Origin of the sequence: Daejeonella sp., assembly GCF_030695525.1 — a bacterium.
Lineage (GTDB): Bacteria > Bacteroidota > Bacteroidia > Sphingobacteriales > Sphingobacteriaceae > Daejeonella.
Genome location: NZ_JAUYSS010000068.1, coordinates 67,381 through 81,988 on the forward strand (window position 1 = coordinate 67,381; position 14,608 = coordinate 81,988).

The 14,608-nt window shown below is 37.7% G+C and carries 15 protein-coding genes; 10 read left to right on the forward strand and 5 right to left on the reverse strand.

Annotated elements, in window-relative coordinates; translation table 11 throughout:
* Positions 1–15: 15 nt before the first annotated feature.
* Positions 16–783, reverse strand: coding sequence for a DUF1080 domain-containing protein (locus tag Q8S11_RS16055; RefSeq protein ID WP_305663143.1), 768 nt, complete (start codon positions 781–783; stop codon positions 16–18).
* A gap of 191 nt (positions 784–974) precedes the next feature.
* Here Q8S11_RS16055 and folB point away from each other — a divergent pair, with 191 nt between their 5' ends.
* Both folB and Q8S11_RS16065 read left to right on the forward strand, forming a co-directional pair.
* The gene (gene folB / locus Q8S11_RS16060; protein WP_305663144.1) at positions 975–1,340 is read left to right on the forward strand and encodes a dihydroneopterin aldolase; all 366 of its coding nucleotides are present in this window, start codon (positions 975–977) and stop codon (positions 1,338–1,340) included.
* Positions 1,318–2,739 carry an FAD-binding oxidoreductase gene (locus tag Q8S11_RS16065; protein ID WP_305663145.1) on the forward strand — a complete coding sequence of 474 codons (1,422 nt, stop codon included), beginning with the start codon at positions 1,318–1,320 and terminating at the stop codon, positions 2,737–2,739. Before folB ends, Q8S11_RS16065 begins: the two co-directional genes overlap by 23 nt.
* Positions 2,740–2,760: 21 nt before the next feature.
* Here the strand turns inward: Q8S11_RS16065 and Q8S11_RS16070 are convergent, their stop codons facing one another.
* Positions 2,761–3,183 carry a thioesterase family protein gene (locus Q8S11_RS16070; protein ID WP_305663146.1) on the reverse strand — a complete coding sequence of 141 codons (423 nt, stop codon included), beginning with the start codon at positions 3,181–3,183 and terminating at the stop codon, positions 2,761–2,763.
* A gap of 147 nt (positions 3,184–3,330) precedes the next feature.
* On the opposite strand from Q8S11_RS16070, the gene Q8S11_RS16075 reads away from it, so the two are divergent.
* Complete coding sequence (locus Q8S11_RS16075; protein ID WP_305663147.1) at positions 3,331–3,780, forward strand: Hsp20/alpha crystallin family protein; 450 nt, start codon at positions 3,331–3,333, stop codon at positions 3,778–3,780.
* 95 nt (positions 3,781–3,875) lie between these two features.
* The gene (locus Q8S11_RS16080; protein ID WP_305663148.1) at positions 3,876–5,186 is read left to right on the forward strand and encodes a nicotinamide mononucleotide adenylyltransferase; all 1,311 of its coding nucleotides are present in this window, start codon (positions 3,876–3,878) and stop codon (positions 5,184–5,186) included.
* Between the two features lie 77 nt (positions 5,187–5,263).
* On the opposite strand, the gene Q8S11_RS16085 is transcribed toward Q8S11_RS16080, so the two are convergent.
* Entirely contained in the window at positions 5,264–5,755 is a 492-nt protein-coding gene (locus Q8S11_RS16085) for a YajQ family cyclic di-GMP-binding protein (RefSeq protein ID WP_305663149.1), read from the reverse strand.
* A gap of 83 nt (positions 5,756–5,838) precedes the next feature.
* Between Q8S11_RS16085 and Q8S11_RS16090 the strand changes: the two genes are divergently transcribed.
* From Q8S11_RS16090 to Q8S11_RS16100, 3 genes are all read left to right on the forward strand, one after another.
* Entirely contained in the window at positions 5,839–6,450 is a 612-nt protein-coding gene (locus Q8S11_RS16090) for a hypothetical protein (protein WP_305663150.1), read from the forward strand.
* A 107-nt stretch (positions 6,451–6,557) separates the two neighbouring features.
* Entirely contained in the window at positions 6,558–8,612 is a 2,055-nt protein-coding gene (gene ppk1 / locus Q8S11_RS16095; RefSeq protein WP_371135193.1) for a polyphosphate kinase 1, read from the forward strand.
* Positions 8,613–8,616: 4 nt separating this feature from the next.
* Positions 8,617–9,498, forward strand: coding sequence for an ethanolamine ammonia-lyase reactivating factor EutA (locus tag Q8S11_RS16100; protein ID WP_305663151.1), 882 nt, complete (start codon positions 8,617–8,619; stop codon positions 9,496–9,498).
* Between the two features lie 36 nt (positions 9,499–9,534).
* On the opposite strand, the gene Q8S11_RS16105 is transcribed toward Q8S11_RS16100, so the two are convergent.
* Positions 9,535–10,164 carry a phosphatase PAP2-related protein gene (locus tag Q8S11_RS16105; protein ID WP_305663152.1) on the reverse strand — a complete coding sequence of 210 codons (630 nt, stop codon included), beginning with the start codon at positions 10,162–10,164 and terminating at the stop codon, positions 9,535–9,537.
* Positions 10,165–10,326: 162 nt separating this feature from the next.
* Positions 10,327–11,604: a murein hydrolase activator EnvC gene (locus Q8S11_RS16110; RefSeq protein ID WP_305663153.1), complete on the reverse strand. Its 1,278-nt coding sequence runs from the start codon at positions 11,602–11,604 to the stop codon at positions 10,327–10,329.
* 139 nt (positions 11,605–11,743) lie between these two features.
* Here Q8S11_RS16110 and Q8S11_RS16115 point away from each other — a divergent pair, with 139 nt between their 5' ends.
* From Q8S11_RS16115 to Q8S11_RS16125, 3 genes are all read left to right on the forward strand, one after another.
* Positions 11,744–12,943, forward strand: coding sequence for an MFS transporter (locus tag Q8S11_RS16115; RefSeq protein ID WP_305663154.1), 1,200 nt, complete (start codon positions 11,744–11,746; stop codon positions 12,941–12,943).
* Positions 12,924–13,133, forward strand: a complete 210-nt coding sequence (locus Q8S11_RS16120) for a DUF3820 family protein (RefSeq protein ID WP_305663155.1) — start codon at positions 12,924–12,926, stop codon at positions 13,131–13,133. Before Q8S11_RS16115 ends, Q8S11_RS16120 begins: the two co-directional genes overlap by 20 nt.
* A 90-nt stretch (positions 13,134–13,223) precedes the next feature.
* Positions 13,224–14,600: an exonuclease domain-containing protein gene (locus Q8S11_RS16125; protein WP_305663156.1), complete on the forward strand. Its 1,377-nt coding sequence runs from the start codon at positions 13,224–13,226 to the stop codon at positions 14,598–14,600.
* Positions 14,601–14,608: the final 8 nt, after the last annotated feature.

The following is a 14,608-nucleotide window of genomic DNA, read 5'->3' on the forward strand; positions in this document are numbered from 1 at the left end:
ATTCAAGCCAAAAATTTACAATTCCCTTATCCAAATGTTTCGAAAGCTTATTGGTTCACTCGGATCACCGTGGTCCTGCAATTTGATTGGCAATGGTCCGTGTTTTTTATAGAATGGCGGACCGACATATACAGTTTCGCCCTGGAGTTCGATATTATGTTGAATCAATATTCCATTGTGCAATACACTTATTCGGGCCGCAGATTTCAAGGTGCCATTTTCGTTAAAAACAGGAGCTGTCCAAATTATATCATATGACTGCCATTCTCCGGGCTTTTTAGAGGCGTTTACCAAAGGAATAAATTGTTTATAAATACTACCTGCCTGACCATTGCTGTAAGTCACGTTATTATACGAATCGAGTACCTGTAATTCATAACCCTCATCTCCCTTGCCGGTTGATGCGAGAAATATTCCACTATTACCTCTTGCTTGCCCCGAACCTGTAATGTTTTCGGGGATAAGCCACTCAATATGCATTTGATAATTCAGAAATGCTCTTTTGGTCTGAATGTTTCCTGTCCCTTTTTTGACTGTGAACTGACCATTAGCTACCGTCCATTTTGCATCAGATTGATCTTTAGCCGTTAGCCACTGATTAAGATCCTTTCCTCCAAAAAGTATAATTGCATCTTCAGGGGCAGTTAACATGGTTTTTGCCGGACTTACTATTTTGGGTACAGGTGACCAGGCTTCTGTGTCTTTTGGATTTGGCTTTTGCTGAGCGAAACTACTGTTGATCAGAACAGTTACAATAGCAGCAAGTAAAGTGATTCTTTTCATTGGTTTCTTTTATTGTTTATCCCGCATGTGCGGGATGGAACGGATTCATTTTATTAAATATTAACAAGATATGAAATTGAGAATTATGAAATTAGTTAATATTTTTTTCTTTGAACTAATTATTCAATACAGAGTAATATTATTAGTAAGTACTGTCTTAGAGTATATTTTAATTAAGCTATTTTTGTGTAATGGGAATTATCAAACAAAAGGTAAGTTTGAACGGGGTTCGTTTTTTTTCATTTCATGGATTTTATCCTGAAGAACAGATCCTTGGAACAGAATTTATTGTTGATATTGAAACAGAGCTAGAGGTCTATGGTTCGGGCAATGATGACATATCAAATACAGTCAATTATGAGCGATTGGCACAAATCGCTTCAGAAGAGATGAGTATTCCACGTAAATTAATAGAAACAGTAGCACATGGTATGCTCGGGAGGATTAGACATGAATTTCTGGCTGTTCAGATCATTCGTATTAACATTCGAAAAATGCATCCTCCAATGGGCTTAGAAATCAATAATTCAAGCATTGAACTTTCGTTCAGCAGATAATATGCCATTTAACCGGATCAATAATTCCATATTAACCGAAATCTCTGAAATTGTTGGCTCAGGGAACGCAATCACTGATCATGATAAACTGAAAAATTATGCTCATGATGAGACTGAAGATCTGATCTTTTTTCCGGAAGTAGTCGTCAGGCCAAATACCAAAGAGCAAATCTCACAACTTCTTAAATTATGTAATAAGCACCTGATTCCAGTCACACCCAGAGGTGCGGGTACCGGACTAAGTGGCGGGGCATTAGCGGTAAAAGGCGGACTTTTAATCTCGATGGAGAGGTTTGATAAGATTATTGAGATCGATGAACGCAATCTTCAGGCTACTCTTGAACCTGGGGTAATTACTGAAGTTTTCATGAATGCTGCAGCTGAAAGGGGCTTGTTGTACCCCGTTGACCCTTCCAGTAAAGGCTCTTGCTTTATAGGTGGAAATATTGCCCATGGAAGTGGCGGACCCAGAGTGGTGAAATATGGCACCATTAGGGAATATGTTCTAAACCTGGAAGTAGTTCTTCCTGACGGTGAAATAATTTGGACGGGAGCTAATACTCTCAAATATGCCTCGGGCTATAATCTCACACAATTGATGATCGGTTCTGAAGGTACACTTGGAATCATTACTAAAATAGTACTAAAACTTATTTCCCGTCCTATACATAATCTGGTTATGCTTGCATCTTTTCCGGGAAATGAGCAGGCTTGTGAGGCAGTTTCTGCGATTTTTCGCGCCGGAATAACACCCTCAACACTTGAGTTTATGGAGAGAAGGGCGGTTGAATGGGTAATAGAATACGATCATTTTCAATTCGATCTTAAAGATGATGCACAGGCATTTTTAATGATAGAGGTTGATGGAAATGATTTGGATGTGCTTTTGGCTGAATGTGAAAGGATCAATGAAGTGCTTGAAAATAATTCCTGTTCAGATGTACTTTTTGCAGATACTGCAGCTCAAAAGGAAGCTATCTGGAGATTGAGACGGATTATGCCATTGTCTGTAAAATCTAACTCTGTTTATAAAGAGGAAGATACTGTAGTTCCCAGGGCCGAACTGCCAAAATTAATTAAGGGAATAAAAGAAATAGGATCAAGGTTTGGTTTTCAGTCTATTTGCTATGGCCATGCCGGGGATGGGAATGTGCATGTCAATATTATTAAAGGTGATATGTCTGATGAGGACTGGAATACGAAATTAAAGGAGGGTATTCGACAGATATTTGAGTTAACGGTTTCCCTTGGAGGTACCATATCGGGTGAGCATGGTATTGGCTCAGTACAACGGGAGTATATGGACATTAAATACCCGGAAGCCCATCTTAACCTGATGCGTGGTATTAAGTCGGTTTTTGATCCGGTAGGGATAATGAATCCCGGTAAAATATTCTAAACTGATATTAGACGCCGCTTATTACCCAAGGTTAGATTTCATGCTTTCTTCCATCTTTAGGCGCTGGTTTTCGGGGATTTGGATAGGTTTCTGCATCGCATAATCAAATGAGACACAGAGCGTCTGACCTGTTGTACATATTTCTTCAGTCCCATTACTGTTTTTTACAAGAATGTATTCCAGTTCGAAACTGCTATTGCCAATTTTTGAGGTTCTGACATAGGCATATACAAGATCGGAAAGTATTATTGGCTTTATGTAATCAATAACTGATTTCCTGATTATTATTCCGAGTGATTTCCAATCCCATTCAATAATTTCTGCCCAATAAGCCGATCGTGCTATTTCAAAATAAGTTAGATAAATGGCGTTATTGACATGGCCAAGAGCATCTATATCAGCAAATCGAATCGGAATCTGAATTTTGAAATGATATCCTTTCATACAAGTATTGTCATTATGTCGGTAAAAATAAATCCTGACTGTCAGTTTGTCTTTGACATAGGCTTGTTTTAGTGCAATATGCAAAATGGTATACACATTGTCGGGTAGTTTGAAACAACTAATTAAAAAATATAGGAGGATATCAAAATGGCACTAGTAAAATTTGCAAACGGAAACACAAACAAAGTATTCAAACCAGCTTATAACGATGTTTTTGAATCGTTTTTCAATGCTGATCCATTTTTGTCTAAAAGTACATTACTCCGTAATCCGGCAGTTAATATTGCCGAGAATGAAAATGAATTTCATATTGAACTAGCGGCTCCCGGACTTAAAAAGGAAGATTTTAAAATTAATCTGGAAAATGATCTCTTGAGTGTATCGGCTGAGAGAAAAGAAGAGAAGACAGAACTGGATGATGCAAAAAAATACAACAGACTTGAGTACAACTATTCATCTTTCATGAGAACATTTACCTTACCTGAAACAGCAGATCATGCTAAGATTAGCGCAGAGTATAAGGATGGAATTTTGTATATCAAGGTAGCCAAGAAAGAGGAAGCAAAGATTATGGCAAGAGAGATAACAATCAGCTAAATCTGATGTAGGTGGAGTAATAATGGGCAGGCGGAATACCGTCTGCCTTTTCTATTTAAATTGCTCCTTAAACTGTAAAACCGTAATTTTACACCATGGGGAGAGAAATTTTAGAGAATAAGCGAAAAGCCTTAAATATCAATTTAGATGAATCCATTTACGGAACTTTTGCCGAGATAGGAGCAGGACAGGAAGTAGCGAGAAATTTTTTCACCGCTGGTGCCGCTTCAGGCACGATTGCAAAGACAATGTCAGCCTATGATATGGTTTTCAGTGATTCCATTTATGGGGCTGAAGAGTCAGGCCGCTATGTTTCTGAATCAAGGCTTGATAAAATGATCCAGCATGAATTTAGACTTCTGTCTGAACGTCTTTGCGGGCCTAAATATGCCAAAAAAACCTTTTTCGCTTTTGCGGATACAGTAACAACACTCAATTTCAATAAAACCAATGATCCACATGGATGGCTGGGTATCAGGTTTCAGCTGAGTCCGGGAGGTGAGCCTAATGATATTGTTTTTCACGTAAGACTGCTTGACAGTGACTCGACCCTTCAACAGAATGTATTGGGGATTTTAGGGGTTAATTTGGTTTATGCTGCATATTATTACCATGATGATGTCCAATCGATGATTGAATCCCTGGTTGATAATTTGGCAATTGGCTCTGTAGAAATTGATCTCATCAGTTTAAGTGGTCCTGAATTTAAGAATGCCAACGACCGCTTGGTTAACCTATATCTGATTGCCAAAGGCTTTTCGGGTGCATCTATTTTTGATAAGAATGGCCATGCCCGGCAATCTAAAGATGTTCTTTATAAAAAGGATGTGATGATTCTTCGAACAAAATTTGGCCAGAAATCTACACCAAACTTCGATTTATTCAATAAAGCTGTTGAGCAATTTAAGCAAACCCAGAAGGTAAACGACGGGAATATTATTGTAATGATCGAGATCCTGATGACTAATTTTCTGGATGATAAATCAGAACTGAGTAATGAGGATCTTGAAAAGTTTGCAAAACGTGCTGAAGAGCTTTGTGCTACAGGTAATTATGTGATTGTATCTGACTTTGCACGAAATCATAAACTGGCACAATACCTTTCGCGCTGCAGTCCTAATAGTGTTGGGATATCAACCAATATTGCAAACCTGAAAAATATATTTAACTCCGGAAATTACGGGGAAAATTACACAGATGAGCTTTTGGTTTATATCAGTGATCTCTTCAGTAAAAATGTAAAACTCTATGCCTATCCGTACCTTGATAAGAAAAACAAACAGATTATTACCACACGTAATATGCCTGTATCAAATGAATCAAAACATTTATTTGAATTTCTGATACAGAATGGCTACATCATGGATATTGATGATTATGATGAGAAAGATGTGAAGACGGTTTAAATAATTGAGAGTGGAGAAGGGAGAATTGAGAATGTGAAATAACTCTCCACTCTCAACTCTCCACTCTCAATTATAAATTAGTTTCTCATATTAATATACTGCAGCGGTTGCCCGAAATCATCGCTGCGGCATAATGCAATTACAGCTTGCAAATCATCTATTTTTTTGGCTTGTACCCTAACCTGATCATCCATAATGGATACCTGAACTTTAAGCCCGCTGTCTTTTATTTTTTTAACGATTTTTTTGGCAGCTTCTTTATCAATACCCTCCTTTATTTTAATTTCTTTCCGGAGCATGTTTCCTGATGCATATTGTTCTTTTCCAAGGTCCATGCTTCCAGGATCAAGGTTATGTTTTACCATCCGTGATATGATAGCATCCTGGATAGCTTTCAGACGCATATCATTTTCAGTAATGATCGTGATTTCATTCGTCTTTTTATCGAGTTCGATGCTGCTTTTTGAATCGTTAAAATCATATCGATTCAGGATTTCTTTTTTTGCTGTATTGATTGCATTATCGAGGGTCTGTCCGTCGATCTTACTTACGATGTCAAATGTTGGCATAATTATTATACTATGGTAAATCAATTTTTGTTAATATCTTTAATAACTGCATTTAAAGATTGCATTTCTCTAAAAGAATAAATATGAAAGCAAATAAAGTAAAAACATCCGGAAAGGTTGTAAAAAAGCAAACAAAGCGTATTATAAAAAAGGAATTGGAGTTAACAATCTCTGAGAAATTCTTTGAAGCAATGAAGAGCCTTGGACATGATGCAGAGAAATTTTCAAAAGAGATTAAAAAAACCAGTAAGGCATTAGCCAAAAAACTTGCAGGGACTTACAAAGATGTAAAAAATGCGGTTGAGGATAAATTTGAAGGTAAGTCCAAAAGTATAAAACCAAAAAGTATTAGCAGAGCGGGTGTTTCAGCAGGGAAATCTGTAGTTTCTGCTGTAAAGAAAGCCGAAAAAGTAGTGGCTCGGGTTAGTAAGGCTGCAGTAAAAACAAAAGTGCCGAGATTGGTAACTGCGGGTACAGGATCATCCAGGTCAGCTTCAAGCAAACCAAGGGTAAGAACACAAACGGTAGCAGGAAAGGTAGTTGCTCATAAACCGGCAGCAAGTGTTGAAGCTACTACAAAAGCAAAAGTGACAGTGTCCCGAAGTAGAAAACCTGCATCGAAAGTTGCTCCATCATCAACTGCCTCAGCTAAACCCGAAGGATCGGCAACTCCAACTTCGATTGAGAAATTATAGATGATAGAAATTCACGTACCATACTTAACGTGAATTTAATGTTTTATTAATATTATTTTTTGAATTTTACAGTCCCGGACTTGATCCGGGATTGTTTATTTATGCCAATGCCTAAGAATATTCCGCTTATAAATCGTGAGGTCAGTTGGTTATACTTTAATGACCGGGTGTTGCAGGAAGCTGCAGACAAGTCAGTCCCATTGGTTGAGCGGATCCGTTTTCTTGCTATTTTTTCTTCAAATCTTGATGAGTTTTATCGGGTGAGGGTCGCAACCCTCAACAGGCTTTCGAACTTAAATACCAGATCAAAAGCCATTCTTGGTTTTAGTCCCCGGAAAATATTAAACCAGATCAAAAACATCGTGGTTAGGCAGGAGCGAAAATTCAATCATCTATATGAAGATGTCATAGTTAAAGAGCTGGAACGTGAAAAAATCTTTTTAATTAATGAAACTCAGTTGAATGTTACCCGTGGTTTATTTGTAAGAGAATATTTCAGGGATAAGATACTTTCTACACTTGTTCCGGTTATGATCAATAAGAATGAGCCTTTTCCTGAGCTAAAGGACCGGGCAATATATCTTTTTGTAAGGATGGTTCAGGCTGGTAATAAGGAGAAGAGCAGACATGCCCTGATTGAGATTCCAACTGATGTTTCAAGCCGATTTGTCGTGCTTCCGGAAACAAATAATCTTAAGTTCATCACATTGGTTGATGATATTGTCAGATATTGCCTGGATGACATTTTCTTCATTTTTGAGTATGACAGTATTGAGGCTTATTCTGTTCAGTTAACCAGAGATGCCGAACTGGATCTTGATATTCAGGTCAGTGAAAAATTTATTGATGCGCTTTCTAAAAGCCTCCAAAAAAGAGGGAAGGGTAAGCCAATGCGCTTATTATATGATACTGATATGCCTCTGGATATGCTTACTTATCTGGTAGCTGAATTAGATTTGACAGCCGATGGACTTATTCCAGGAAACCGATATCATAATTTCAAAGATTTTATCAGTTTTCCGAACGTAGGAAAGCCTGAGTTGGAATACCCTAAATTGGTGCCATTACCAGTAAAAGAGCTATCCAGTGTAAGTAGTATCTTTACTCAGATATCCAGAAAAGATTACCTTATCAATTTACCCTATCAGTCTTTCGACTATATTATTCATTTCCTTAGGGAAGCAGCTATCGATCCTAAGGTGCGCGAAATCAAAATTACCCTGTATCGTCTGGCTGAAAATTCCAGAATTATTCATGCCTTGATTAATGCTGCTAAAAATGGTAAAAAAGTAAACTGCATGCTGGAACTTAAAGCAAGGTTTGATGAACAAGCCAATATTTACTGGACAAAAAGGTTGGAAGAAGAGGGCGTACATGTTAATTACGGAATGCCTGATTATAAAGTTCATTCAAAAATATGTTTGGTTAGGCGCACTGAAAAGGGGAAAGATAGATATTATGCAAATCTTGCAACCGGGAATTATAATGAGAAGTCTGCAAAGCTCTATTGTGATCATAGTATATTTACTTCGAACCCTTTGATTACCTCCGAATTAGTGACATTTTTTGATGGACTGCAAAAGCAGGTCTTTCATAGTGGTTATAAGCAATTGATCGTTTCCCCACTTGAAAGCAGGCAAAAATTATATGCCCTATTTAATAAAGAAATAAAAATTGCAAGCACAGGTAAGAATGCACGTATAATACTTAAAATGAATAGCTTAACTGATGTGGCTATAATTGAAAAATTATATGAAGCCAGCAATGCAGGGGTTAAAATTAAACTAATCATTCGTGGTATGTGTTGTCTGGTACCAGGGCTAGCAGGATTTAGTGAAAATATTGAAGTGATAAGTATTATTGATCGTTATCTTGAGCATGCCCGTGTATGGGTTTTCGGAGATGTCGGGAAAGAAAAGGTTTATCTTTCTTCCGCCGATATGATGGCAAGAAATCTGGATCATCGGGTAGAAGTAGGCTTCCCAATACTGGATGCGGAGATCAGATCTGAAATTCTGGATATTATTAATATTCAATTGAAGGATAATACAAAGGCAAGGGAAATTAATGAGTTAAACAATAATCGTTATCGGAAGACCGGAACGAAGACTCTTAGCCGTGCCCAGACTGACATATATACCTATTTAAAATATAAAAAATAATACATTGAGATACGCTGCCATAGATATCGGTTCGAATGCCGTCAGACTGTTAATTGCTGATGTAATACAAAACAACAAGACTGTTTCCTTTAAAAAGAATACGCTCATCAGAGTTCCATTGAGGCTTGGAGATGATGCGTTTCTTGATAAACTAATATCTCCAAATAAAACAGAAGATCTCATCAAAACCATGGTTGCATTTAGAAATCTGATTGATGTTTATAAAGTCAGTGATTATATGGCCTGTGCAACATCAGCAATGAGGGAGGCAAGAAATGGCAATTCAATTGTAGAAAAAATTAAAGCAGCAGCAGGATTAGACCTGGAGATTGTAGAAGGGCAAAGGGAGGCAAATATAATTTATGCCAGCCATATTGAGCAAAGTCTTGACCGTAAAAAGAACTACCTGTATATCGATGTTGGTGGAGGAAGCACCGAACTTTCAGTTTTCAGCAATGGAGAGTTGATTTCTTCCCGTTCATTCAACCTGGGTGGTATCAGGATACTTGATAATCAGGATAAAGATGAAACCTGGGCAGAAATGAAGGACTGGGTCAAGAATGTGGCCCAATCCCATAAAAATCTTTCGGGTATTGGTACCGGTGGGAATATTAATAAACTCTTTAAGATGTCTGAAGGTAAAGATGGGTCTCCATTAACTTACACAAAGCTTAGGGAATTGTATACTTACCTTAATTCTTTTTCCCTGAAAGACCGGATTAATGTTCTTGGGTTGAATCAGGATCGTGCCGATGTCATTATTCCAGCCTCCGAGATTTACCTTACGGTTATGAAATGGGGTGGAGTGAAGCAAATATTTGTTCCAAGGGTAGGTTTAGTGGATGGGTTAATTCAATTATTGATTGATAAGAATTTTCCGGATTGAGAGGTGGGGAATTACGAATGACGAATTAGGGAATGATTATGATTCAACAATTTTTTTTGATCCAAGCCAAATAAAATACGTAATCGCAGGTGCCATTACCACATCCAGTGTATAATGAACATGTTGCAGGAGTACTGCTATCCCAATAAAAATGGTTGCCGTCAATGCAATAATTTTATCTGTTCGCTTCTTAAAACATAAGAACATCAAAAACATAGCCGCGGTATGCCCGGAGAAAAATAAATCTTTAGTAATAAAGTTTGGTCCGTAAAATTGATTACTGATTGGGTCCTGAATTGGAATAAGATCTTTTGGAGCATCAAGAGGAATCAAACCGATTGAGACAAACCGGGACAAATTGATCAGAATAAACCCCCATAAAAAAGTTAGGAAAAAGTTAGGATCTTGCTTGAAACGGCTGAATGTCAATATGGTCATTGACCATATTGTGATGAAAATAAATAAAGAAAGGTCATACGCAGGAAGCAGGGCAAGTAAATAATCATTCAGATTAATCCCCTTTCTTTGCTCAATTGTCTGGTAAAAGAAAGGCAAAGAAAGCAGAATAAATGAGACCAGTATCAATCCGCCAATGCATTTCTTTCTGTAATCAGATGATTGCCAGTTGTCTCTCCATACACTTAAGACAGCTCTGTTTTCAGACATGTATTTTATAAATTTTTAAAGCTTGCAAATTAATTGATTAAAACATTAGGGTATAAGTAATGGCCAACAAAAATTGTTCTCAAAATAATAATTTTTTTAGACCAATTTTTATTTAAATGGGTTTCAGCAGATCATTATTTGATAATTGAATTGCCGGAAATATTATTGTGATATCCAACCGGATGGATTTACCGGTGTACCCCCTTTCCATATCTGGAATTGCATTTCTGTTAAGTCCTCATTAGGATCTGTTGCCACTACACCAATGCTCTGTCGGGCTGTAACTTCCTGGCCGGCAGCAACACTTGAATTTTTAAGTTTAGAGTAAATAGAAAAATATTCTCCGTGCCGAATGATGATTGTATAAGAATTGACCAGGTAAATCACTTTACTTACCTTTCCGCCATAAACAGCATAAACAATAGTGCCAACTGTCGTTTTAATATTAATTCCCGGATTGAAAATAGTTACATTATTGAATTTTTGCTGTCCGAAACCCTGAGTAATAATTCCCTGAGCGGGCTTTTGCATACGACCTCGGCTGCCAAGGAATGATGAGGAGAGTTTTGCATCCTCCGGACTTGAAGCTAATATGGATGATCCGCTCGCTATTGGCTTAGCAGATTTGGACTTACCGGTATTATTTTTTGCTCTTGAGGCTGCTTCGGCTGCAGCGGCCAGTCTGCGACGCTCTGCTTCTTTACGTTGTGCTGTCAGTATCTCTTTTCGAATGGTCTCCTGTATTGCCTTGTTTAATGTATTTGCCTCCTTTTGTTTTCTGGAAAGCTGTTGCTGAAGCTCTTTTTGTTTTTTAGTTAAGCCTGTTAAAATTTTCGACTGCTGTTCTTTATCTTTACCTAATGTTTGCTTCTCTACTATCTGATCCATAAGCAGATTGGTTTTTTCAATTTTGTACTGATCGAGTTCAATAATCTGCTTTTTTAGATTAAGTTGAGTTGAGGTAATCTCTTTAGCCTGCCTTTTGCGGAAGGTCCCAACCTGTTGAATATATCGGAGGCGCATATAAGCCTGGTTAAAGTTATTCGAAGCAAAAATGAACATTAACTTATTGTAGGCCCCCTGATTTCTGAACGCAAAAACTATCATTTTTGAATACTGTGACTTCAGTTTGTTCAGGTTTGTTTGAAGTGAAATCACTTTGCTGTTGTTACTGATAATTTTTGTATCCAGTATTTTAATTTCAGTATTTATTGTCCTGATTTTATCTTCTCTTAATCTGATCTCTGTATTTAACAGATTGATCTGGTTAAGTGACAATTTCTTGTTTTTGTCAATTTTATTCCGACTTATTTTTAATTCTTCGATTTCTCTGGTAATTGCTTCCTTTCGTTTTTTAAGCACTGAACTGCTTTGACCAAAGGCAGAATAATTCAGGGAGATCATTAAAGCTAAAATGGCAATCGATTTAAGTAATCGCATAGATAAAATTTAAGCGGCAAAACTATTAACAATAGCCGGGAATACAGAATATTTATCATTTATTGTTCTATTCCCAAAAATTAAGTTTCAATAGTATTAGCTTAAATTCTTATTACTTTTGCGACGCAGTTTTCAAACTATGTCTGTTAAAAAACATCCGATCTATAATGTTCAGTTTGCACTTTTATGCCTGAGTTCCTTTTTGTTTTCGGCTAGCTTCAATATGTTGATTCCAGAAATGCCAGCCTATCTTACAGGACTGGGAGGAGCAGAATATAAAGGGTATATCATTGGACTCTTTACACTGTCTGCAGGCATTTCAAGGCCATTTAGCGGAAAATTAACAGATAAGATCGGCCGGGTTCCAGTAATGGCTGTAGGTTCGCTTGTTTGTGTTGTGTGTGGTTTATTGTATCCTTTATTGACCAGTGTCGCCGGATTTTTATGGCTTAGATTGTTTCATGGATTCTCTACAGGGTTTAAACCGACTGCAACTGCAGCCTATGTCGCAGATATTGTTCCGGGGAATCGTTGGGGAGAGGCTATGGGAATACACGGAGTATGTTTTAGTACCGGACTTGCTATTGGTCCGGCAATTGGCAGCGAGCTTTCAGAAATGTTCTCGATCAATGCCATGTTTTATTGTTCATCTGTTTTTGCATTACTATCTATTGTAATTCTGATGAATCTGCAGGAAACCCTGGAAAAAAAAGAACCGTTCCGGTTTTCTATGATGCAGATAAACCGTACAGAAGTCATTGAAGTCAGGGTTTTGGCTGCAGCGCTCATTACCTTTCTTTCCTACCTGAGTTACGGGATTATTCTTACTGTTATTTCAGATTGGGGGGGACATCTTGGTGTTTCGAATAAGGGCCTTTTCTTCATGGTTTTTACTGTTTCTTCCTTGTTAATACGTTTTGTGTCCGGAAAGATGTCAGATAGGATTGGTAGAGTACGTATTATTAAGTTATCATTGATCATTCTTGTGATATCGCTGGTGTTGATTGGCAGCGCTGTTGCTCCGCTCAGCCTGATGGTAGGCTCTGCAGTCTATGGAGTAGCAACCGGAATGTTATCACCTGCTCTTACCGCCTGGATCATTGATCTTAGCCATCCTGATCATCGTGGTAAAGCCGTTGCAACGATGTATATTGCACTTGAAGCAGGTATTGGACTTGGTGCATTTTTTGCGGGTAGTTTATATATCACTGATATCATTATGATACCCCCAATCTTCTATATTGCTGCTATCATGTCCTTTTTTGCGTTTCTGTACTTACAGGTTATTTATAAAAGAAGAGCTCAGTTAAAACCACCGGATGGATCCTCAAATACTTAAAGATCTCGTTAGTATTGTCATGCCTTATGGTAAATATAAAGGCAGGCTTATTTGCGACCTGCCAGAATATTATCTGGTATGGTATGAGAATAATGGTTTTCCGGCAGGGAAGATTGGAATTCTTTTGGCAACGATGTATGAAATAAAACTTAACGGACTAGAATATCTGTTAAGGCCAATCAGGAAATAATTGAAAATACTTTTTTATTTAAATTGAAATACTAATATTGTTAGTATTTCTAAATTCTTCTTATATTTGAGGATTGAGAGCTCTTGAAGAATGTATGCTATAGTCGATATTGAAACAACCGGAGGCCATGCAAGTGCCAACGGGATTACTGAAGTTGCAATATTGATACACGATGGCCAGCAAGTTATTGATCAATTCAGGACATTAATCAATCCTTTAAGACCTATTCCAATCTATATTCAGGCACTAACAGGTATTGATAATGAAATGGTCAGTTCAGCTCCGAAATTTCAGGAAGTTGCACTTCGGATTTATGAACTCCTGCATGATAAAGTGTTCGTAGCGCATAATGTCAATTTCGATTTTTCCTTTATTCATTTTCATCTGGCGGCCGCCGGTTTTAACTTGCAGACGAAAAAACTTTGTACAGTACGCTTAAGCCGGAAAATAATTCCTGGACTTGCTTCTTATAGCCTCGGGCGATTGTGTAAAGAGGTAGGAATTGAAATTCTGGACAGGCATCGTGCATTCGGTGATGCTCAGGCTACTGCAAAACTTTTTTCACTGCTGATTGAACAGGATAATCAGGGTCATATCAGTAAAACCCTGAATCAACGATCAAGGGAACAGTCGCTGCCTCCACATCTGCCAAAAGATGATATGGACCAACTCCCTTCCGTTCCCGGAATATATTATTTTCATAATTCAAAGTCGAAAGTGATTTATGTGGGGAAGGCCAAGGATATCCGTAAACGGGTTGTAAGCCACTTTGCAAATAATAAACCCGGAAGGCAAAAGCAGGACTTTTTGAGGGAAATTCATCATATCACCTTTCAGGAATGTGGTACCGAATTGATGTCATTAATTCTTGAAGCAGTTGAGATCAAACGTTTGTGGCCTGCTTATAACCGGTCCTTAAAAAGGTTCGAATATGCCTATGGATTGTATGCATTTGAGGATCAGAATGGTTATATGCGTCTGGTCATCGATAGAAAGAAAAAGTTCTCAAAACCATACTATACATTCAATGGTATAGCTGAAGGGTATAATCTGATCAAAAGCCTGATTGCCGGATTTAACCTATGCCCGAAGCTTTGTTTTATACAGCGTAATACGGATCCCTGCATAATTATAGGTGAGGATCCCTGCAAAGGAGCTTGTGAACAGCTTGAACCGGTTGAATTTTATAATGAACGGGTAATTATGGCATTAAACAGTCTCAGTTCAGTGCTTCCTTGTTTTTTGCTGATTGATGAAGGCCGCACATTTGAAGAAAGAAGTTGTTTATTGATAGAAAATGGACAGTTTTTTGGGATGGGGTATATTGCTTCAGATTTGATTCAGGCTGATATTGATTTAGTCAGGAAGTTTTTGACCCCTTACCCTGAAAATGATTATATCAGAAATATGATTTTCAATGCGGCACTCCGTTTTCCACATAAAGTAAGAGATATTATTGTGAATTAAACTACAGT

Excerpts from the sequence above, each read along its gene's own strand:
- Q8S11_RS16055 (WP_305663143.1), bottom strand. The coding sequence starts at position 783 with ATGAAAAGAATCACTTTACTTGCTGCTATTGTAACTGTTCTGATCAAC.
- folB (WP_305663144.1), top strand. The coding sequence starts at position 975 with ATGGGAATTATCAAACAAAAGGTAAGTTTGAACGGGGTTCGTTTTTTT.
- Q8S11_RS16070 (WP_305663146.1), bottom strand. The coding sequence starts at position 3,183 with ATGAAAGGATATCATTTCAAAATTCAGATTCCGATTCGATTTGCTGAT.
- Q8S11_RS16075 (WP_305663147.1), top strand. The coding sequence starts at position 3,331 with ATGGCACTAGTAAAATTTGCAAACGGAAACACAAACAAAGTATTCAAA.
- Q8S11_RS16080 (WP_305663148.1), top strand. The coding sequence starts at position 3,876 with ATGGGGAGAGAAATTTTAGAGAATAAGCGAAAAGCCTTAAATATCAAT.
- Q8S11_RS16085 (WP_305663149.1), bottom strand. The coding sequence starts at position 5,755 with ATGCCAACATTTGACATCGTAAGTAAGATCGACGGACAGACCCTCGAT.
- Q8S11_RS16090 (WP_305663150.1), top strand. The coding sequence starts at position 5,839 with ATGAAAGCAAATAAAGTAAAAACATCCGGAAAGGTTGTAAAAAAGCAA.
- ppk1 (WP_371135193.1), top strand. The coding sequence starts at position 6,558 with ATGCCTAAGAATATTCCGCTTATAAATCGTGAGGTCAGTTGGTTATAC.
- Q8S11_RS16105 (WP_305663152.1), bottom strand. The coding sequence starts at position 10,164 with ATGTCTGAAAACAGAGCTGTCTTAAGTGTATGGAGAGACAACTGGCAA.
- Q8S11_RS16110 (WP_305663153.1), bottom strand. The coding sequence starts at position 11,604 with ATGCGATTACTTAAATCGATTGCCATTTTAGCTTTAATGATCTCCCTG.
- Q8S11_RS16115 (WP_305663154.1), top strand. The coding sequence starts at position 11,744 with ATGTCTGTTAAAAAACATCCGATCTATAATGTTCAGTTTGCACTTTTA.
- Q8S11_RS16120 (WP_305663155.1), top strand. The coding sequence starts at position 12,924 with ATGGATCCTCAAATACTTAAAGATCTCGTTAGTATTGTCATGCCTTAT.
- Q8S11_RS16125 (WP_305663156.1), top strand. The coding sequence starts at position 13,224 with ATGTATGCTATAGTCGATATTGAAACAACCGGAGGCCATGCAAGTGCC.